23 protein-coding genes are annotated in these 18879 nt (G+C 70.4%); 11 read left to right on the forward strand and 12 right to left on the reverse strand.

The window, feature by feature from the left end:
- Positions 1–58: 58 nt before the first annotated feature.
- A complete protein-coding gene (locus ACIQPR_RS00840; RefSeq protein WP_019075209.1) occupies positions 59–241 on the forward strand; it encodes a DUF6104 family protein in 183 nt (60 codons plus the stop codon).
- Between the two features lie 59 nt (positions 242–300).
- Here the strand turns inward: ACIQPR_RS00840 and ACIQPR_RS00845 are convergent, their stop codons facing one another.
- A complete protein-coding gene (locus ACIQPR_RS00845) occupies positions 301–1146 on the reverse strand; it encodes a hypothetical protein (RefSeq protein ID WP_403639902.1) in 846 nt (281 codons plus the stop codon).
- Positions 1147–1317: 171 nt separating this feature from the next.
- On the opposite strand from ACIQPR_RS00845, the gene ACIQPR_RS00850 reads away from it, so the two are divergent.
- A complete protein-coding gene (locus ACIQPR_RS00850) occupies positions 1318–2343 on the forward strand; it encodes a DUF4097 family beta strand repeat-containing protein (RefSeq protein ID WP_403639905.1) in 1026 nt (341 codons plus the stop codon).
- A gap of 1 nt (position 2344) precedes the next feature.
- A complete protein-coding gene (locus ACIQPR_RS00855; RefSeq protein WP_403639908.1) occupies positions 2345–3439 on the forward strand; it encodes a helix-turn-helix transcriptional regulator in 1095 nt (364 codons plus the stop codon).
- 71 nt (positions 3440–3510) lie between these two features.
- Here ACIQPR_RS00855 and ACIQPR_RS00860 read toward each other — a convergent pair whose 3' ends face one another.
- From ACIQPR_RS00860 to ACIQPR_RS00875, 4 genes are all read right to left on the reverse strand, one after another.
- On the reverse strand, positions 3511–4080 hold the full coding sequence (locus ACIQPR_RS00860) for a Clp protease N-terminal domain-containing protein (RefSeq protein ID WP_403639912.1): 570 nt from the start codon (positions 4078–4080) through the stop codon (positions 3511–3513).
- Positions 4080–4289 carry a helix-turn-helix domain-containing protein gene (locus ACIQPR_RS00865; protein WP_399114652.1) on the reverse strand — a complete coding sequence of 70 codons (210 nt, stop codon included), beginning with the start codon at positions 4287–4289 and terminating at the stop codon, positions 4080–4082. The genes ACIQPR_RS00860 and ACIQPR_RS00865 overlap by 1 nt, the downstream gene beginning before the upstream one ends.
- A 159-nt stretch (positions 4290–4448) precedes the next feature.
- The gene (locus ACIQPR_RS00870) at positions 4449–5414 is read right to left on the reverse strand and encodes a zinc-binding dehydrogenase (protein ID WP_403639915.1); all 966 of its coding nucleotides are present in this window, start codon (positions 5412–5414) and stop codon (positions 4449–4451) included.
- Between the two features lie 242 nt (positions 5415–5656).
- Positions 5657–6880 carry an NADP-dependent malic enzyme gene (locus ACIQPR_RS00875; RefSeq protein ID WP_403639918.1) on the reverse strand — a complete coding sequence of 408 codons (1224 nt, stop codon included), beginning with the start codon at positions 6878–6880 and terminating at the stop codon, positions 5657–5659.
- A gap of 499 nt (positions 6881–7379) precedes the next feature.
- Between ACIQPR_RS00875 and ACIQPR_RS00880 the strand changes: the two genes are divergently transcribed.
- From ACIQPR_RS00880 to ACIQPR_RS00890, 3 genes are read left to right on the forward strand one after another with little or no spacing between them, the layout of a single operon-like run.
- Complete coding sequence (locus tag ACIQPR_RS00880; RefSeq protein WP_403639922.1) at positions 7380–8336, forward strand: ABC transporter substrate-binding protein; 957 nt, start codon at positions 7380–7382, stop codon at positions 8334–8336.
- Between the two features lie 33 nt (positions 8337–8369).
- Positions 8370–9308, forward strand: a complete 939-nt coding sequence (locus tag ACIQPR_RS00885; protein ID WP_403639925.1) for an amino acid ABC transporter permease — start codon at positions 8370–8372, stop codon at positions 9306–9308.
- 50 nt (positions 9309–9358) lie between these two features.
- Positions 9359–10111 (forward strand): amino acid ABC transporter ATP-binding protein, encoded by a 753-nt coding sequence (locus tag ACIQPR_RS00890; RefSeq protein WP_200710843.1) that lies wholly within the window; start codon positions 9359–9361, stop codon positions 10109–10111.
- A gap of 63 nt (positions 10112–10174) precedes the next feature.
- Here ACIQPR_RS00890 and ACIQPR_RS00895 read toward each other — a convergent pair whose 3' ends face one another.
- Positions 10175–10618: a hypothetical protein gene (locus ACIQPR_RS00895; RefSeq protein ID WP_403639928.1), complete on the reverse strand. Its 444-nt coding sequence runs from the start codon at positions 10616–10618 to the stop codon at positions 10175–10177.
- A gap of 149 nt (positions 10619–10767) precedes the next feature.
- Positions 10768–11526, reverse strand: a complete 759-nt coding sequence (locus ACIQPR_RS00900; RefSeq protein WP_403639929.1) for a class I SAM-dependent methyltransferase — start codon at positions 11524–11526, stop codon at positions 10768–10770.
- A 114-nt stretch (positions 11527–11640) separates the two neighbouring features.
- Here ACIQPR_RS00900 and ACIQPR_RS00905 point away from each other — a divergent pair, with 114 nt between their 5' ends.
- Positions 11641–12270, forward strand: a complete 630-nt coding sequence (locus tag ACIQPR_RS00905; protein ID WP_403639931.1) for a CGNR zinc finger domain-containing protein — start codon at positions 11641–11643, stop codon at positions 12268–12270.
- On the opposite strand, the gene sodX is transcribed toward ACIQPR_RS00905, so the two are convergent.
- On the reverse strand, positions 12174–12608 hold the full coding sequence (gene sodX / locus ACIQPR_RS00910; RefSeq protein ID WP_403639934.1) for a nickel-type superoxide dismutase maturation protease: 435 nt from the start codon (positions 12606–12608) through the stop codon (positions 12174–12176). The two genes, ACIQPR_RS00905 and sodX, sit on opposite strands and share 97 nt — an antisense overlap.
- A gap of 145 nt (positions 12609–12753) precedes the next feature.
- Between sodX and sodN the strand changes: the two genes are divergently transcribed.
- The 4 genes from sodN to ACIQPR_RS00930 all read left to right on the forward strand — a co-directional run bounded on the left by sodN (position 12754) and on the right by ACIQPR_RS00930 (position 14936).
- Positions 12754–13149: a superoxide dismutase, Ni gene (gene sodN, locus ACIQPR_RS00915; protein WP_005480378.1), complete on the forward strand. Its 396-nt coding sequence runs from the start codon at positions 12754–12756 to the stop codon at positions 13147–13149.
- Positions 13150–13311: 162 nt separating this feature from the next.
- Entirely contained in the window at positions 13312–13722 is a 411-nt protein-coding gene (locus ACIQPR_RS00920; protein WP_200687222.1) for a helix-turn-helix transcriptional regulator, read from the forward strand.
- 10 nt (positions 13723–13732) lie between these two features.
- Entirely contained in the window at positions 13733–14149 is a 417-nt protein-coding gene (locus ACIQPR_RS00925) for a VOC family protein (RefSeq protein ID WP_019072193.1), read from the forward strand.
- A gap of 46 nt (positions 14150–14195) precedes the next feature.
- Positions 14196–14936 (forward strand): VOC family protein, encoded by a 741-nt coding sequence (locus tag ACIQPR_RS00930; RefSeq protein WP_403639938.1) that lies wholly within the window; start codon positions 14196–14198, stop codon positions 14934–14936.
- Here ACIQPR_RS00930 and ACIQPR_RS00935 read toward each other — a convergent pair.
- The 4 genes from ACIQPR_RS00935 to ACIQPR_RS00950 form a co-directional block, all read right to left on the reverse strand.
- The gene (locus ACIQPR_RS00935; RefSeq protein WP_403639941.1) at positions 14933–15292 is read right to left on the reverse strand and encodes a DUF952 domain-containing protein; all 360 of its coding nucleotides are present in this window, start codon (positions 15290–15292) and stop codon (positions 14933–14935) included. The genes ACIQPR_RS00930 and ACIQPR_RS00935 overlap by 4 nt on opposite strands.
- Before the next feature lie 56 nt (positions 15293–15348).
- A complete protein-coding gene (locus tag ACIQPR_RS00940) occupies positions 15349–15981 on the reverse strand; it encodes a GNAT family N-acetyltransferase (RefSeq protein WP_403639945.1) in 633 nt (210 codons plus the stop codon).
- A gap of 115 nt (positions 15982–16096) precedes the next feature.
- Entirely contained in the window at positions 16097–17191 is a 1095-nt protein-coding gene (locus tag ACIQPR_RS00945) for a family 2 encapsulin nanocompartment cargo protein polyprenyl transferase (protein WP_403639948.1), read from the reverse strand.
- A gap of 113 nt (positions 17192–17304) precedes the next feature.
- Positions 17305–18711 (reverse strand): family 2B encapsulin nanocompartment shell protein, encoded by a 1407-nt coding sequence (locus ACIQPR_RS00950; protein ID WP_403639950.1) that lies wholly within the window; start codon positions 18709–18711, stop codon positions 17305–17307.
- Positions 18712–18879: the final 168 nt, after the last annotated feature.

The raw sequence follows: 18879 nt of genomic DNA on the forward strand, positions 1-18879 counted from the left end.
CCGCACCCCCTCTTCCGGGGGTGCGGCCCGGCCGTTTGCGCGCACTTATCCTTGACCCATGTACTTCACGGACCGTGGCATCGAGGAACTGGAGAAGCGGCGCGGCGAGGAAGAGGTCACCTTCGAGTGGCTCGCCGAGCAGCTGCGGACCTTCGTCGACCTGAACCCGGACTTCGAGGTCCCGGTGGAACGCCTGGCGACCTGGCTGGCCCGGCTGGACGACGAGGACGACGACGAGTAGCCACTCCCGTTCCCACCGTTCTCGTATCTGTTCCGACGACGCCGGGTCCCGCCGCTGCGTCAGTCGCGCGGGCGGGTCAGTTCGCAGACGGCGCCGAGCGCGCCGTGGGCCAGGAGCAGCGCCCCCGCGGCGGTCCAGCCCGCGCTGCGGCGTCGTAGGCCCCAGGCCGTGAGCGGGAGGCCCGTCGTCAGCTGGGTCAGGGACAGGGCGCGGGCCGCGGGGGTGCCGGACCAGGGCAGCAAGGGGCCCAGGCGGCTGTGGTCGACCGCTTCGAACTCCGTGCGGACCACCTCGCGCCAGCCCGAGCGCTCGATCTGCCGGGCGTCCGGGCGGATGCGGGCGATCTCGCGGAGGCGGTCGGCCGGTTCACCGGGGGTGAGGCCTGTCGGCAGGGCGACTCCCGCGCGCGTGAGGACCGCCAGGAGGCCCCGCAGGCGGGTGCGCGCGTCGGCCTCCGGGTCCGGTTTCGTGAGGGCGTCGAGGGACTCCAGGTCCAGTACCGGGTCCAGGCCCAGGCGGGCGGCGAACGTGCGCATGGCCTCGTCCTCGCCCGCCGGAGTGCCGTCGGCGAGCCAGACATAGCCGACCGGACGGCGGAAGCCCGAGGCCAGGGTGTAACCGGCCCGGTCGGCGTCCCACCACAGGGCGAGCACGGGCCAGGGCGCGCCGACCGCGAGCGCGGCGGCCCAGCCGGTGAGGACGCGGTCGACCGGTTCGTCGCCGTGCAGCCAGGGCTTGCCCTCGGGGACGAGCACGCTCCAGCCCTCGCCCGCGCCGGTCAGCAGCATGCGTTCGCGGAGCAGCTGGGCCGCCGGAGCGACGGAACCCGCCTCCGCGCGGCAGAGCAGCAGCGCGCCTGGACCGGCACCGGCCCGGCGTCCGACCTGGGACTTCTCCATGGACATGGTCACACGCTAGGGCAATACGCCCGTTTCCGCCGGTCGTTGAGCGGGCGGGGCAAGTGTCTTGACTTTCCGCATCCGCGATATATCGTGTTTCTTGGAAGACGCGATATGGCGCGTCGTTTCCGATGGTCCCGTACCGTCCCGCGCGGTTCGATCGAGGAGGTCTGCATCATGTCCGAGTGGTCCGTCGCAGAGCCCAGGAAGCTCACGTTCGACGAGCCCGTGAGCGATCTCCATGTGCGCATCGTCAACGGAACAGTGAACGTCGTGGGCACGGACGAGGGTTCCGCCCGCCTCGAAATCTCCGAGATCGACGGGCCGCCCCTGGTGGTGACCCAGCAGCACGGCACGCTCACGGTGGCGTACGAGGACCTGCCCTGGAAGGGCTTCCTCAAGTGGCTCGACCGCAAGGGCTGGCGGCGCAGCGCGGTGGTCTCGCTGACCGTTCCGGCGAGCACCCGGGTCGAGGTCGGGGTGGTCGGAGCCGCCGCTGTCGTCTCCGGGATCAGCGGGCCCTCGGTGGTGCGCGGTGTCACCGGCGACACGACCCTCGTCAGCCTCTCCGGGCCGGTCCGTGCCGACACGGTCTCGGGGAATCTGGAGGCCCAGGCCGTCACCGGCGACCTCCGGTTCAACTCCGTCTCCGGCGATCTCACCGTCGTCGAGGGTTCGGGGACCTCCGTGCGCGCCGAGTCGGTGAGCGGCTCCATGATCGTGGACCTCGACCCGGACGGCCCGACCGATGTCCGGCTGACCAATGTCTCGGGCGAGATCGCCATCCGGCTGCCGCATCCGGCGGACGCGGACGTCGAGGCGAACACGGCGAGCGGTTCCATCTCCAACGCCTTCGACGGGCTGCGGGTGCACGGCCAGTGGGGTGCCCACAAGATCACCGGCCGTCTCGGCGCGGGCACCGGGAAGCTGCGCGCGACGACCGTCTCCGGCTCCATCGCCCTGCTCCGCCGCCCGGTCGCGGAGGACGAGGACGAGGAAGGGGAAGGGGAAGGGGACGTCCAGGACACCTTTCGGGGCGGCGGCCAGGCAAGCGGGCGGGGCACCGAGGGCAGTGTGACCGGTACGCCCGTCGATCCAGTGGACGAGGTTCAAAGCGACTCGGGGGACAATTCCGTTTCCGGCCCGGACGACGCCTCCGGCAGCGCCGAGGCCGACGGTACGACCGACAAGAAGGTGCTCTGACATGCCTCCCGTCTTCGCCCACGGCCGCCTCCGCCTCTACCTGCTGAAGCTGCTGGACGAGGCCCCCCGCCACGGCTACGAGGTCATCCGTCTCCTGGAGGAGCGCTTCCAGGGGCTGTACGCGCCGTCGGCCGGCACCGTCTACCCGCGGCTGGCCAAGCTGGAGGCCGAGGGCCTGGTCACCCACACCACCGAGGGCGGCCGGAAGGTGTACGCCATCACGGACGCCGGCCGCGCCGAACTGGCCGACCGCAGCGGCGAGTTGGCCGACCTGGAGCTGGAGATCCGCGAGTCCGTCGCCGAGTTGGCCGCCGAGATCAGGGCCGACGTCCGGGGCGCGGCGGGCGATCTGCGGCGCGAGATGCGCGCGGCGGCCTCCGAGGCCCGGCGGGGCACCGGCGGCGCGCGGGCTCGCGGCGGCGAACACGAGGGCGCCGCGGGGGACTTCACGGACTTCGGCGACAAGGAGTCGTGGCGCGCCGCCAAGGAGGAGATGCGCCGCGCAAAGCAGGAGTGGAAGGAGCAGGCCCGGCGCGCCAAGGACGAGAGCAGGCGGGCCCGCGAGGAGGCCCAGCAGGCCCGGCGCCAGGCCAAGGAGGCGCAGGCGCGCGCGTGGGCGCAGGCCCAGGAGGAGATGCAGCGCATCGGCCGCCAGGTCCAGGAGCACGCACAGGACCACTTCGCGCGCGGCGACTGGCCCACGGGCGTACGGGAGAGCCTGACCGAACTGGCCAAGGAGTTCGGGGACTTCGGGAAGGAGTTCGGCAAGGACTTCGGGTTCGGGGGGCGGCCGGGTGCGGGCAGGTCGGCTTCGGCACCCGCACCGGGGGCTACGGCTCCGGGGGCGTCGGCGCCCGAGTACAGCCAGACGCCTGAGGACTTCCCCGCGGAGTACGAACCGGCCTGGGCGCACGAGGACTCCACCGGCGACCCGGCCCGCGATCTGGACCGGCTGCTCGACCGCTTCCGCGACGACATCCGTGACGCGGCCCGCGACCGGGGTGTCACCGAGGACCAACTCCGCGACACCCGACGCCACTTGTCCGCGGCGGCGGCACACATCGGGGCGATACTGCGCGGCAGCCGCAGGGCCTGAGCGGACGCGGTGAGGCACAGGTGCGGATGGTGCGCCCCGGCATCGGGCCCAGGCGCACCGCCCCCGCCCGCTCAGCCCGCCTTCGCCTCTCCCCCGCCGTACAGCACCCGGGTCGCCGCCTCGTGGGTCACCCCGTGATCGGCGAGCACCTCACCGGGCACGCCGGGGAGGACGGTCAGGGCGAGGAGGAAGTGCTCGTCGCCTATGTGGCCGTCGTGGTGGGCCACGGCGATGCGCAGGGACTTCTCCACGACGTTCTTGGCGCCGCGGCCGAAGGTGCGGCGGCCCGACCACCGCTCCCCGCTCCTGCGGTCCCCGGACAACGCCCCGGCACCGTGCGCCGCCTCGACCCGGGCGACGATCTCCGAGACGTCGATCCCGAGCCCGGCCAAGGCGTCGGTCTCGGCCTGGGAGAGCCCGGCCCTTCGGCGCGCGTCGCCCAGGGCCCGCCGTAGGGACTGCTTGTGGTCTTCGGTGGTGAGGCCGAGGGCGGTCAGGGTGAAGGAGGCCCGGCTGCCCTCGCGGTCGAGGAGGGCCAGCAGCAGATGTTCGGCCTCTACGGAGCCGGCACCCGACCGCTCGCTGTGCTCCACCGCGCCCTGGACCACGGCGCGGGCGTCCTTCGTGAACCGTTCGAACATCACTGCCTCCCGTGCTTCTTGTGGACGGCCTGCCTGCTGACTCCGAGTTCCGCGGCGATCTCCTGCCACGACCAGCCCTGGTTGCGCGCGCTGCGCACCTGTACCGCCTCCAGCTGCTCCACCAGCTTGCGCAGCGCGGACACGGCACGGAGGCCGACCCGTGGATCGCGGTCACCCGCCCGCTCGGCGAGATCCGTTGCTTCGGTCATGACGTCAACTTACGTTGACACACCCGCACCTGTCAACCAAAGTTGACATGAGACGGCGTGAGGCCGAGCGGGGCGGCGCGAGACCACGACAACGGCCGGCCCGGGAGACCGGACCGGCCGTGGAAGCTCGGAAGCAGTGAAGCGGAGCGGACGGAGCCGCTAGCCGTTCGTGAGCACGATCTTGCCGAACTGGTCGCCGGAGTCGAGGCGTTCGAAGCCCTCGCGGGCCCGGTCCAGCGGGAACACCTCGTCGATGACCGGGCGGACACCCGTCGCGGCGCAGAAGGCGAGCAGGTCCTCCAGCTCGTCCTTGGTGCCCATCGTCGAGCCGACGACCTTGAGTTCGAGGAAGAAGATGCGGGTCAGTTCGGCGTGCGAGGGGCGGTCGCCGCTCGTGGCACCGGAGATGACGAGCGTGCCGCCGGGCTTCAGCGACTTGACCGAGTGGGACCAGGTGGCCGCGCCCACGGTCTCGATGACCGCGTCCACGCGCTGCGGCAGCCGGGCCCCCGGCTCCACCGCCTCCAGGGCGCCCAGCTCCAGCGCCCGCTTGCGCTTCGCCTCGTCCCGGCTGGTCGCGAAGACCCGCAGCCCGGCCGCCTTGGCGAGCACGATGGCCGCCGTGGCGACACCGCCGCCCGCGCCCTGCACGAGCACCGAGTCGCCGGGTCGTACACCGGAGTTGGTGAAGAGCATGCGGTAGGCGGTCAGCCAGGCCGTGGGCAGGCAGGCGGCCTCGGCGAAGGAGAGTTCCTTCGGCTTCGGCAGGACGTTCCACGTGGGGACGGCGACCTGTTCGGCGAAGGTGCCCTGGTAGTGCTCGGTGAGGATGGAGCGGGGTTCCCGGGGGCCGACACCGTGGCCGGTCTGGCCGATGACGGAGTGCAGGACGACCTCGTTGCCGTCCTCGTCGACACCGGCGGCGTCGCAGCCGAGGATCATCGGCAGCTTGTCCTCGGCGAGGCCGACGCCGCGCAGGGACCACAGGTCGTGGTGGTTGAGGGAGGCGGCCCTGACATCGATGGTGCTCCAGCCCGGCCGGGCCTCGGGGGCGGGACGTTCGCCCAACTCAAGGCCGGAGAGCGGCTGGTCGCGGTCGATTCGGGCGGCGTAGACGGCGAACATGACCTTGACGATAGGCTCCGCCGGTTGACCAGGGAACTACCGGGCGGTGTGACACATGCCCTCTTGCCACGGGGCGGGGGGTGTTCGGGTGACCGTCCCTGGAGGCTGCCACCCCCGGAGCCGAGAGACCCGCACGGGCCGGCCGGCCGCAGGAAACGTCCGCCCCTCAATCACCCGAACGGGCGTACGGCTGGGCAAAAAAGAATGGCCCCGCCCGGAACGGGCGGGGCCACGCACGGTTCCTACCGTCGGGCAACGCCCTCTGCCCGGGCCGCCGCGGCGACAGCCGCCGTGACCGCGGGGGCGACCCGCTCGTCGAACGGGGACGGGATCACGTAGTCCGCGGCGAGGTCGTCGCCGACGACACCGGCCAGCGCCTCGGCCGCCGCGATCTTCATCCCCTCGGTGATCCGAGAGGCCCGCACCTGGAGCGCGCCCGCGAAGATGCCGGGGAACGCCAGCACGTTGTTGATCTGGTTCGGGAAGTCGGACCGGCCCGTCGCGACGACCGCCGCGTACTTGTGCGCCACGTCCGGGTGCACCTCGGGGTCCGGGTTGGCCATGGCGAAGACGAACGCGCCCTCGGCCATGGAGGCCACGGCCGGTTCCGGGACCGTACCGCCGGAGACGCCGATGAAGACGTCGGCGCCTTCCAGCGCCGCTTCGAGCGTCCCGGAGAGCCCCGCCTTGTTCGTCAGCTCGGCCAGTTCCCGCTTGACGGGCGTGAGGTCGTCCCGGTCGCGCGAGACGACGCCCTTGCGGTCCGCGACGGCCACGTCGCCGAGCCCGGCCTCCAGCAGGAACTTGGCGATGGCCACCCCGGCCGCGCCCGCGCCGGAGATGACGCCCCGCAGGTCGCCCAGCTCCCGCCCGGTCAGCTTCGCCGCGTTGCGCAGGGCGGCCAGCGTCACGATCGCCGTGCCGTGCTGGTCGTCGTGGAAGACGGGGATGTCGAGCCGCTCCTGGAGCCTGCGCTCGATCTCGAAGCAGCGCGGCGCCGAGATGTCCTCCAGGTTGACGCCCCCGAAGGAGGGGGCGAGGCGCACCACGGTCTCGATGATCTCGTCGACGCCGGTGCAGTCCAGCGCGATCGGCACCGCGTCCACGCCGCCGAACTGCTTGAACAGGATGGCCTTGCCCTCCATGACGGGGAGGGAGGCCTCGGGGCCGATGTCGCCGAGTCCGAGCACCGCCGTACCGTCCGTCACGACGGCGACCACGGACGACTTCCAGGTGTAGTCGTGGACGAGTTCCGGCTGTTCCGCGATCGCGGTGCACACGCGCGCGACGCCGGGTGTGTACGCGAGGGACAGGTCGTCCTTGTCGCGGATCGGCACGGTGGCCTGCACGGCCATCTTGCCGCCGCGGTGCAGCGCGAACGCGGGATCGAAGGAATCGAGGGGCTCGGCCCCGCCGTCCTGATCCGTACTGCTGTCGCTGCGAGGATTGACGATCTCCGCTGCCACTTTGTCTTACCCCTTAGGTCTTCATTGAATTGAGGGTGGCCACTCCCTGGTGAGGGGTGGGCGGGCACCGCGCAGGGCCAGAGAGTTGATGCGTACGAGCACCTGCGCGACGGGCGCGCCGCACACGCGCCCTGAGCCCCGGATGAGGGGTGTAAAGAACCTTCTTACCGGACGGACGGCACCCAGGACGAGTCCAATAGGCGCAAGGTCACATCTCGTCGGCCGGGGGCGGAACGATGATCGATCACATCGTGAGACATACCGAAGATCTTCCGGCCGGAAGGAGTGATTCCAGCAGATGGTCCGTGATCAGGGCGTCCTGATGTACCGACCTGATGCGATTCGGGGGTCACCCGTTATCCGATTTTGACATAGCGAGTCCCCTGAATGGTTCAGTCCGAATGGCAAGATGCCCTAATCACACGAGGTCGCGACACCCGAAGGTGTGTGTTCTCGTCGACCCGTCGGCACCGCCATCCATCCGCCGGAGGAACCCACCATGACCGCACGCTCCACCCGTCGTACGACCGCCCCGCACACCCGGCTGGCAGCGGTCGGTGCGATCGCGGTCGCCGGCTCCCTGCTGCTCACCGGCTGCGGCGACCAGACCAAGAAGGACAGCGGCTCCGGCAGCGCGTCCACCAGCTCGGCGCCGCTGGCGAGCAAGCTCCCCGCCTCGATCCGCAGCGCGGGCGTCGTCAAGGTCGGTTCGGACATCGCCTACGCCCCGGTGGAGTTCAAGGACTCCTCAGGCAAGGTCGTCGGCCTCGACCCCGACCTCGCGGACGCGATGGGCAAGCAGCTCGGCGTGAAGTTCGAGTTCGAGAACGGCACCTTCGACGCGCTGCTCACCGGTCTGCGCTCCAACCGCTACGACATCGCGATGTCCGCGATGACCGACAACAAGAACCGCCAGAACGGTGTCGACCCGGACACGGGCAAGAAGGTCGGCGAGGGCGTCGACTTCGTCGACTACCTCACCGCCGGTGTCTCGATCTACACGCGCAAGGGCGACACGGAGAACATCGCCACCTGGGCCGACCTGTGCGGCAAGAAGCTCGCGGTCGAGCGCGGCACCGTCTCCGAGGACCTCGCCAAGAGCGAGACCAAGAAGTGTACGGGCGGCAAGAAGATCACCATCGAGGCCTTCGACGACGACCAGCAGGCCCAGACCCGACTGCGCTCCGGTGGCGCCGACGCGGCTTCCTCCGACTTCCCGGTCGCCGCCTACGCGGTGAAGACCTCCGGCGGCGGCAAGGACTTCCAGCTGGTCGGCGAGCAGGTGGAGGCGGCGCCGTACGGCATCGCGGTCGCCAAGAGCGACACCCAGCTGCGGGACGCGCTCCAGGCCGCGATGGACGCCGTGATCAAGAGCGGTGAGTACGAGAAGATCCTGACGAAGTGGGGCGCCGAGGACGGTGCCGTCAAGTCGTCCGTGATCAACGGCGGCAAGTGACCGCGGATCCGCCGTCGCTGAGAGGCAGCATCCGTGACTTCTGACATCGAGAGAGCGCCGGGGACCGAGGACACTCCCCCGGCCGCTCCGAAGCCCATCAAGGCCATCCCGGTCCGGCACTACGGGCGGTACGTCTCCGCCCTGATCGCGATCGGCATCCTGGTCGCGATCGTCTACGCGTTCGGCCAGGGCAAGATCAACTGGCATGCCGTGCCGGACTACTTCTTCGACCACCGGATCATGACCGGTGTCTACAAGACGCTGCTGCTGACGGTGCTGTCGATGGTGATCGGCATCGTCGGCGGCATCGGGCTCGCGGTGATGCGGCTGTCGAAGAACCCGGTGACCTCGTCGATCGCCTGGTTCTACATCTGGTTCTTCCGCGGCACCCCGGTGCTGGTCCAGCTGTTCCTCTGGTTCAACCTGGGCCTGGTCTTCGAGTACATCAACCTCGGTCCGATCTACAAGAACTACTGGTCGGACTTCATGACGCCGCTGCTGACGGCGCTGCTCGGCCTGGGCCTCAACGAGGCCGCGTACATGGCGGAGATCTGCCGCGCCGGTCTGCTCGCGGTCGACGAGGGCCAGACCGAGGCCTCGCACGCCCTGGGCATGAGCCACGCCAAGACGCTGCGCCGGATCGTGATCCCGCAGGCGATGCGGGTGATCGTGCCGCCCACGGGCAACGAAGTGATCAACATGCTGAAGACGACCTCGCTCGTGGCGGCCGTCCAGTATCCCGAACTCTTCCGGTACGCCCAGGACATCGGCCAGAACTCCGGTGCCCCGGTGGAGATGTACTTCCTCGCCGCCTCCTGGTACCTGATCATGACGTCGGTCCTGAGCGTCGGGCAGTACTACGTGGAGCGGTACTACGCCCGCGGGTCCAGCCGTGTCCTGCCGGCGACGCCGTACCAGAAGATCAAGGCGAACATGCTGTCCATCGGCCGTCCGAAGGGAGGCGCGGCATGAGCGCCGACCTCGACAAGACCGAGCCCGCGGCCACGGACCCGTCGGTCCCGATGGTCAAGTCCGAGGGCGTCCACAAGTCGTTCGGGCCGGTCGAGGTCCTCAAGGGCATCGACCTGGAGGTGAAGTCCGGCGAGGTGTTCTGCCTCATCGGCCCCTCCGGCTCCGGCAAGTCGACCTTCCTGCGGTGCATCAACCACCTGGAGAAGATCAACGCCGGCCGGCTGTACGTCGACGGCGAACTCGTGGGTTACCGCCAACAGGGCGACAAGCTCTACGAGTTGCGCGACCGCGAGGTGGCGGTGAAGCGCCGGGACATCGGCATGGTCTTCCAGCGCTTCAACCTGTTCCCGCACATGACGGCCGTGGAGAACATCATCGAGGCGCCCGTGCAGGTCAGGGGCGTCAACAAGGGGCAGGCCAGGGAGCGTGCGATGCAGCTCCTGGAGCGGGTGGGGCTGTCCGACAAGGCGCAGAACTACCCCTCGCAGCTCTCCGGCGGCCAGCAGCAACGGGTCGCCATCGCGCGGGCGTTGGCGATGGACCCGAAGCTGATGCTGTTCGACGAGCCGACCTCGGCCCTCGACCCGGAGCTGGTCGGTGACGTCCTCGACGTCATGCGCGACCTGGCCGAGTCCGGCATGACGATGATCGTCGTCACCCACGAGATGGGCTTCGCCCGCGAGGTCGGCGACAGCCTCGTCTTCATGGACGGCGGCGTGGTGGTCGAATCCGGCCACCCACGCGACGTCCTGACGAACCCTCAGCACGAGCGGACTCAGGGGTTCCTGTCCAAGGTGCTCTGAAGTCGTCCCCGACGGCGGTTGTGGTCCACCCCTGGCCGGGGTGGACCACAACCGCCGTTCAGGTCAGCGCAGATTGAGCCAGGGGCTGCGTGGGGACAGGTTGCCTTCCGTCGTCACGCCGGACATGTGCACGAAGGTCGTGAACTGCCCTTTGCCCTTGAAGTCCGTGCCGTTGTACCGCTTGTTGACCACCTTGCCCGTCGGGCAGGCGTAGACCTTCTTGGAGACGATCTTCTCGCCGGTGGTGACGACGGTGATCAGGATCTTGCACTTCGGATGCTTCTTCCCCATGGAGACGATCGCATAGGGGTGCCCTGTCCTCGTGGCCTTCTTGCTCAGACAGGACTTCCAGGTGATCAGGGTGCTGTCGTTCGGATACGTGTCCACGTCCGAGTACGAATAGCACCCACCGTTCCCTTCGGCGAAGGCCGACGGCGCCGTGATCGTTCCAGCGGCTGCCAGAGCCGCACACATCGCCGCCACCGCCGTGGACCTCTTGAGCTGCATCGCAGGATCTCCCCCCTCGCTCCAGAACGGCCCACCGGCCGCTCATCGGCGGAGATCATTTCACGGCGTTCACCCGCTTGTGCAAAGACGTTTACTCGCCTCCGCAAAGAAGTAGTGGCACCCGTGCGCCAACGGCCAGGAAATCCGGCCTACTTCAACGCCAGCAACACCGTGTCCGAAGGCGAGCTCCACACCGCACGGGCCTCCGCGAACCCCTTCTCGCGGAGTGCGCGTGCGTGCCACGCGGGTGAGGGCGTGTCGCCGTCCGCGTGGGTGCCGTAGATCTCGAAGCGGCGGGCGGTGGGTGCGGCGAGGAGCGGGTCCCGGGCGGCGAGTTGCCACCACTCGGCCCAGTCGAGGGCGCCGGCGCGCTGGGCCTGTTCCATGCGGGCGCGGCTTCGGGTGCGTTCGATCGCGTTGATCCGGGGCGTGGTGTCGTCGATCATGTGGTCGGCGTTCATGAACACGCCGCCGTGGCGGACGAGTTCGGCGAGTTGGCCGTAGAGGGCGGCGAGGGGTTCGGTGTGCAGCCAGTGGAGGGCCGTGGCGGTGAGGACCGCGTCGTACGTGTCGTACGGCAGGTCGCTCGTCCAGCTCGGGTCCTTGAGGTCGGCCGTGACGAAGGAGACCCGTCCGTCCCCCTCGAAGGTGCCGCGGGCGATGGCGAGGAGGGCGGGGTCGAGGTCGACTCCGGTGCTGGTGGCGTTCGGGAAGCGGGCCAGCAGCCTGGCCGTGATGCTGCCCGTGCCGCAGGCGAGGTCGAGGACGCGCGGCTCGGGTCCGACGCTCGCCTCGACCATGTCGAGCATGACCCGGAAGCGGTCCTCCCGGTCGGGCATGTACCACTCCTGCTGCCGGTCCCAGCTCTCCTGCCAGGACTGCCAGTCGGTTCCGACACCGGTCGCCATGAGGACCCCCTGTCCACTCGCTGCCACAATGTCACTGCCGTAATACCCTGGAAGCACGATCAGCTGTTACCCGACCGCATCCACGACCATAGAGCCCCTCCGTAAGGACTACAAGTGGAACTGGCCTATTACTCGGACTACGCCGTACGCCTCGTCAACACCGAGGAACCGGCCCGGGGCAAGGACGTCCTGACCTCGGTCGAGGCCGTACGGGACCTGTTCGGCAGCAACAAGGAGGCGGCCCGTCGCGCCACCGACGCCGACGTCACCCGCTTCCGGTCGGTCCGGGGCCGGCTGCGGGCGGTCTTCCAGGCGGCCGACGACGGCGACGAGACCCTCTCCGTGAACCTGCTGAACTCGCTCCTCCTGGAGTTCCCGGTCAGCCCGCAGATCTCCGGGCACAACTTCCGCGACGAGGACGGCCGCCCGCTGTGGCACATGCACCTCGCGGACCACCCGTCGAACGCGACCGCGGGCTACGCGGCCATCGCGGCGATGGGCCTGGCCTTCCACCTCACCGAGTACGGCGTCGACCGCCTGGGCCTGTGCGAGGCGCCCCCGTGCCGCAACGCCTACCTCGACACCTCGACCAACCGCTCCCGGCGCTACTGCTCGGACCGCTGCGCGACCCGCGCCAACGTGGCCGCCTACCGGGCCCGGAAGCGCCTGGAGGCCGACCGGTCGCAGAGCACGGGCCTGGCCGCGGAGAGCACCCAGCGGGCGAGCGCGAACGGCGAACGCTGACCGGGCCCCAGCGGCCGGTACCGGAAGCGCACCTTCCCCAGCACCAGGTCCTCGGGCACGGTGCCGTAGTCCGTGCTGTCCCCACCGGCGAACACGTTGTCCCCGAGCACCCACCACCCGCCGTCGCGCCGCTCCGCGGCCCGCTTGACGACCAGCAGGTCCTGCTGGAACGGATGCCGCAGCACGACGATGTCCCCGGGCCTGATCCTGGCGCCGTACTGCACCACGAGCAGATCCCCGTGGACCAGCGTCGGCACCATGGACGGCCCGGTCACCTCGGCCGTCCCGAAGGGCAGTACGGCCCTCCCGCGCTCGGTCTCCTGCGACAGCTCCGGCATCCCCGGCACCTCCCCGGTCCTATCCTCCACCAGTCTGAGTCCGACCCCGTACTTTTGTCCTAAGCCCATGGGGGCACTCGCGAAATCAGCTTCTCCAGGGAGTAATGTCCCACCTGAGAAGACGATCACGAGGAAGGAACGCTCCATGCTTTCCCGCCTGTTTGCCCCCAAGGTGAAGGTCAGCGCGCACTGCGACCTGCCCTGCGGTGTGTACGACCCGGCCCAGGCCCGCATCGAGGCGGAGTCGGTGAAGGCCGTGCAGGACAAGATGGCCGCCAACGACGACCCGCACTTCCAGGCGCGTGCCACCGTCATCAAGGAGCAGCGCGCCGAGCTCGCGAAGCACCACGTCTCGGTGCTCTGGAGCGACTACTTCAAGCCCCCGCACTTCGAGAAGTACCCGGAGCTGCACCAGCTGGTCAACGACGCCCTGAAGGCCCTCTCGGCCGCCAAGGCGTCCACCGACCCGGCGACGGGCCAGAAGGCGCTGGACTACATCGCCCAGATCGACAAGATCTTCTGGGAGACCAAGAAGGCCTGACCCAGGTCGGCCCGGCCCGACCGGCGATCGGTGCACCATCGCGGGTCAGTGGGCACAAGGGGAAGGGGCTCTGCCGGTTCGCCGGCCGGGCCCCTTCGTCGTGCCCCCCGCTCCCTCCCGCTCCCTCCCCCTCCCTCTCGGGCCCGTGCCATCCTGGACCCCGTGAACCGTGACGACCTCGTGCGGCTGCGTCAGGCCCGGGACCGGATGAACCGGGAGTACGCCGAGCCGCTCGACATGGCCTCGATCGCGCGGACCGCGCTGATGTCGCCGGGGCACTTCCAGCGCAGCTTCCGCGCCGCGTACGGGGAGACGCCGTACAGCTATCTCATGACCCGGCGGATCGAGCGGGCGAAGGCCTTGCTGCGGCGCGGGGACCTGAGTGTGACGGAGGTGTGCATGGCCGTCGGCTGTACCTCGCTCGGTTCCTTCAGTTCCCGCTTCACCGAACTGGTCGGCGAGACCCCCAGCGCCTACCGCGCCCGCTCCCACGAGGCGGGGGCCGTCATCCCGTCCTGCGTGGCCCGTACTTTCACCCGCCCGAACCGGGCGGGACCGCCCCCGCGGCCCTAGCCTGTCGTTCATGGATCTCAAACTCCGCCAGTGCTTCATCGCCGTCGACGACCACGACAAGGCGCTCGCCTTCTACTGCGACGTGCTGGAGCTGGAAATCCGTAACGACGTCGGTTTCGAGGGCATGCGCTGGGTGACCGTGGGGTCGCCCTTGCAGCCGGACGTGGAGATCGTGCTGGAGCCGCCGGCCGCGAACCCGGACGCCTCCCCCGCCGACAAGCAGGCCATGGCCGAACTGCTCGCCAAGGGCACCCTGCGCGGGGTCAACTTCACCACCGCCGACTGCGACGCGCTCTACGCCCGCGTCCAGGAGTCCGGCGCCGAGGTGGTCCAGGAGCCGACGGACCAGCCCTACGGCGTCCGTGACTGCGCGTTCCGGGACCCGGCCGGGAACATGCTGCGGTTCATGCAGCGCAGCGGGGACTGAGGAAGCCCGGGAGGATCGGTCGGGTTCTCCGGCCTACGATCACGCCATGACCATCCGCTGGACCTACGCCTTCGTCGACCGCCCGCACGCGGTCCTCGACCCCGCCCGCGCGTTCTGGACCGCCGTCACGGACACCCGGCTGTCCGAACCGCGCGGTACGGAAGGGAAGTTCGTCACCCTGCTGGCGGAGGGGGCCGATCCCTGCGTGAAGATGCAGGGGGTCGGGTCCGGACCGGGCGGGGCGCATCTCGACTTCTGCGCCGAGGACGTGCCCGCGTTCGTGGACCGCGCGCTGCGGCTCGGCGCGGACGCCGTCTCCGCGCACGACGGCTGGTCCGTACTCCGGTCCCCGGCCGGGCAGTTGTTCTGCGCGGTCCCCTGGCACGGCGAGTCCGTACGGCCGCCCGTCGTGGACGGCAGCCGCCTCGACCAGGTGTCCCTGGACATCGGCCCCGGCTCCTACGACGCCGAAGTCGCCTTCTGGAGCGCCCTGTTGCCCGACTGGGCCTCGCTGCCGGGCGCGCTCCCCGAGTTCCATGTGCTCAGGCCGCCGTCCGGGCTGCCGATCCGCGTGCTGCTCCAGCGGCTCGGCGCGGAACGGCCCGCCGCCGCCCATCTCGACCTGGCCTGCGCCGACATCGACGCGACCGGAGCACGGCACGAGCGGCTCGGGGCGCGTGCCGTGGCGCGCGGCCCGCACTGGACCGTGATGCGCGACCCGGCCGGCGGTGTGTACTGCCTGACCGGCCGCGACCCGGAGACCGGCGGGCTGCCGAACCGCTCCTAGGCGGTGCCGTCCCACGGCCGTACGCCCACCACCGCGTCCACCGGAATCGGCCCGTAGACGTGCGGGAACTCCTCGCCGCCCGGCTTGAGCGCCTCGTACTTCAGCGATCCGCCGAGCCGTTCCGGGTCCACCTCCAGGACCACCAGCTCGTCGGGGCCGTCGTAGGAGCCGTACAAGAAGGCCGCCACGCGCGGGAGTTGGGCGCGCGTCGAGCAGTGGATGAAGCCCTCCTCCTGGAGGGTGCGGCCACGGGTCGACCACTCGTAGACACCGCGCTCGCGGGCCGCGTCCCACAGGGCGCGCTCGGTGATGTGGAGGACGGTGACGGGGGCGGCGGTGGCTTCTGATTCCGGCATACGCCCACGTTACGGCCCTTGCGGCGGCCCTCGCCACGCGCCCCGGACCGGGCCCGCTACGGCCTCGGCTCGCGCCACATGGGGTACATGCGGGGGCCGTCCGGGAGGTCGAGGGTGGTGGCGGTGCGGGTGTAGCCGAGCCGCTCGTACAGCTTGGTGCTGCGCTCGCTGCTCGCCTCCAGGTACGCGGGCAGGCCCTCGCGGTCGCAGCGGTCCAGGACGTGCCCGATGAGCGCGGCGCCCAGGCCCTCGCCCTGCCGGTCAGGTGTCACGGCGATCATCCAGAGGTATGCGTGGGCCCGGCCGGTGGGGTGCGACTCCGCCATGAGCCGGGCGATCGTCTCGACCCGCTCGTTGTCCGGATCGACGAACTCGCGCAGCGCCACGGCCTCGTCCTCGCCCCCGTGTCCGTCTCCGTGCTCGTCCTGGCCCTCGCCGTCCGCCGGGTGCGCCTCGCCCGGCATCGACAGCCACAGCGCGCACGCCGTGCCGTCCTCGGTGACGTCGATGCGGCCGTCGGCGAGCACGGCGTCCGTGAAGGCGGACATCAGCCGGTGGTGGGTCGTACGGCGGTACTCGGTGCCGGGGAAGACCCAGCCGCTCACCGGATCGTCCTGGAACGCGTCGTCCAGCAGCCGGACGACCAGCTCCCGGTCGTCCTCGCCAGCCACCCGTATCGCCACGCCCATGTCCCGCCTCCGCGTCTCAACAGTCCTGTTCCGTAAGGGTGTTGAGCCTATAGGGAGGTGGGACGGGCGAAGGCGGGCCCCGCGCACCGTGGGGATGCGCGGGACCCGCCGGTCCTCAACTGCTGCGCCGGGTCACGAACTCGGCCAGCGCGAGCAGACCGCCCGCGTCCTGCGGGTCGGGGATCGCCCGGGCCAGCTCCTGCACGGCCCGCGCCATCCGGTCGGCCGCCTGGGCCTGCGCCCAGTCCCGGCCGCCCGCCCGCTCCACGACGAGCGCGGTGCGCTCCAAGTCCCCTTCCTCGTACGGCAGTCCGTACAGTTCGGCGAGTTCCACGGCCGCCGGGGTGCCCGAGGTGAGCGCGGCGACCACGGGCAGCGACTTCTTGCGTACGGCGAGGTCGGCGCCGGCCGGTTTGCCGGTGCGGCCCGGGTCGCCCCATATGCCGATGACGTCGTCGATCAGCTGGAAGGCGAGCCCGGCCTGCCGGCCGAACGCGTCCAGCGCCGCCACGTCCTCGGCGGACGCCCCCGCGTACAGCGCGCCCACCGCGCAGGCGCAGCCGAGCAGGGCGCCGGTCTTGGCCTCGGCCATGACGAGCACCTCGTCGAGGGTGACCTCGCGGGGGTCGCGTTTCTCCATGGCCGTGTCCGCGTGCTGGCCCTCGCACAGTTCGACGACGCAGTCCGCGAGCCGGGCCGCGGCGGCCGAGGACGCGGGGTGCGGGTCCTCGGCGAGCAGCCGCAGCGCGAGTGCCTGGAGCGCGTCACCGGCGAGGATCGCGTCGGGGTCGCCGAACACGGTCCACGCGGTGGGCCGGTGTCTGCGGGTGGTGTCGCGGTCCATCACGTCGTCGTGCAACAGCGTGAAGTTGTGGACCAGTTCCACCGCCGCGGCGGCCCGCAGCGCGCTCGCCCCGGCCCGTGCGCCGCCGAGCGCGGTGGCGGCGGTCAGGACGAGGGCCGGGCGGATCGCCTTGCCGGCGTTGCCCGCCGCCGGAGTGCCGTCCGCGTGCTCCCACCCGAAGTGGTAGAGAGCGACCCGGCGCATCGAGCCGGGCAGCGAGTCGATCGCCGCACGCAGTTCGGGGTCGACGGTCTCCCGGGCCCCCTCCAGGATCACCGCCGCCTCGTGCCCGTCGGCCGGCGGCGCGCCACCGCTCGGCCGTGTCCCCTCGGTGTGCTGTCTCGTCTCCGCCCTGAACTCGGCCATGGGGTCCCCCTCGGAGAGTCCGCGGACGGTGGCGCTTCCACTGCGGCTGAGCGCAGGTGACCGGGGTGTACCCGCCCCGAAGGGCGGGGACACCGCGTCCAGCTGCTGAAACGTCACCTCCAGCGGCCGATCTCGACGTTCTCCAGGACGCCGAGGGCGTCCGGCACCAGGACCGCCGCCGAGTAGTAGGCCGTCACGAGGTATTTGATGATCGCCTGTTCGTTGATGCCCATGAAGCGCACCGACAGGCTGGGCTCGATCTCGTCCGGGATGCCCGCCTGCTGGAGGCCGATGACACCCTGGTCGTTCTCGCCGGTACGCATGGCGATGATCGAGGTGGTCCGGCGGTCGCTGACGGGGATCTTGTTGCACGGGTAGATCGGCACCCCGCGCCAGGTCGGGATGCGGTTGCCGCCGACGTCGATGGACTCCGGGACCAGTCCGCGCTTGTTCAGCTCGCGGCCGAACGCGGAGATCGCGCGCGGGTGGGCGAGGAACAGCTTGGTGCCGCGCCGCCTGCTGAGCAGCTCGTCCATGTCGTCCGGGCTGGGCACGCCGTCGTGCGGCTGGAGCCGCTGGTCGTACTCGCAGTTGTTGAGCAGGCCGAACTCGCGGTTGTTGATCAGCTCGTGCTCCTGGCGCTCCTTCAACGCCTCGACGGTGAGCCTCAGTTGCTGCTCGGTCTGGTTCATCGGCTGGTTGTAGAGATCGGCCACGCGCGAGTGGATGCGCAGCACGGTCTGGGCGACGCTCAGTTCGTACTCGCGCGGCCGGGCGTCGTAGTCGACGAAGGTGTGCGGGATGTCCGGCTCGCCGGAGTGGCCCGCGGCGAGGTCGATGGCCTTCTCGCCGTACTTGTTGGTGCGCTGCTCGGGGATCGTGCGCAGTTGCGTGAGGTGTTCGCGCAGGGTCTCGGAGCGCTCCGCGACCTGCTCGACGTCCCCGCGGGCCAGGATGAGGACCGTGCAGGCGGTGTCCGCGCGGGCCGTGTACTCCCAGATGGCTTCCGGGTCCAGCAGTGCCTGGTCGCCGAAGTAGGCGCCGTCGGCGAGGACTCCGAGGACGGTGTCGTCGCCGTAGGGGCCCGTGCCGATCTTCTCCACCCTGCCGTGGGCCAGCAGGTACACCTCGTCGGCCTGGCTGCCGAACGACGCGATCGCCTCCCCCGGGGCGAACTCGCGCTGCCGGCAGCGGGTGGCCAGCTCCGAGAGGACCTCCTCGTCCTCGTAGTCCCGCAGCGCGGGCAGTTCGCCGAGCTCCGCGGGGATGACCTCGACGCGGTCGCCGGTCTTCACGAATGTCACCCGGCCGTCGCCCACGGAGTAGCTCAGCCGTCGGTTCACCCGGTATGTGCCACCCTGCACGTTCACCCACGGCAGTGTGCGCAGCAGCCAGCGGGAGCTGATCTCCTGCATCTGCGGTGCGGACTTCGTGGTGGTGGCCAGGTTCCGCGCAGCCGCCGTGCCAAGGCTCTGCTGCGGCTTGTTCTGCTCCGCGCGGACCTCTTCGCCTACCGACATAGAGAAATGCCCTCCCCATTCATGCCGGGCCCTGTGCGCCCGGCATCGTTCCCGCGCACCAGCCTTCCTCACTCTGCGTGCCGGTGCTATTACCCGAAAGAGGGGGAATGGATCTTCAGGCACTGGGCACAGGGGCTGTTTACGTCGAATGTCGTTCGAGTTGCCGCT

Origin of the sequence: Streptomyces sp. NPDC091280, assembly GCF_044768565.1 — a bacterium.
In the GTDB taxonomy this organism is placed as follows: domain Bacteria; phylum Actinomycetota; class Actinomycetes; order Streptomycetales; family Streptomycetaceae; genus Streptomyces.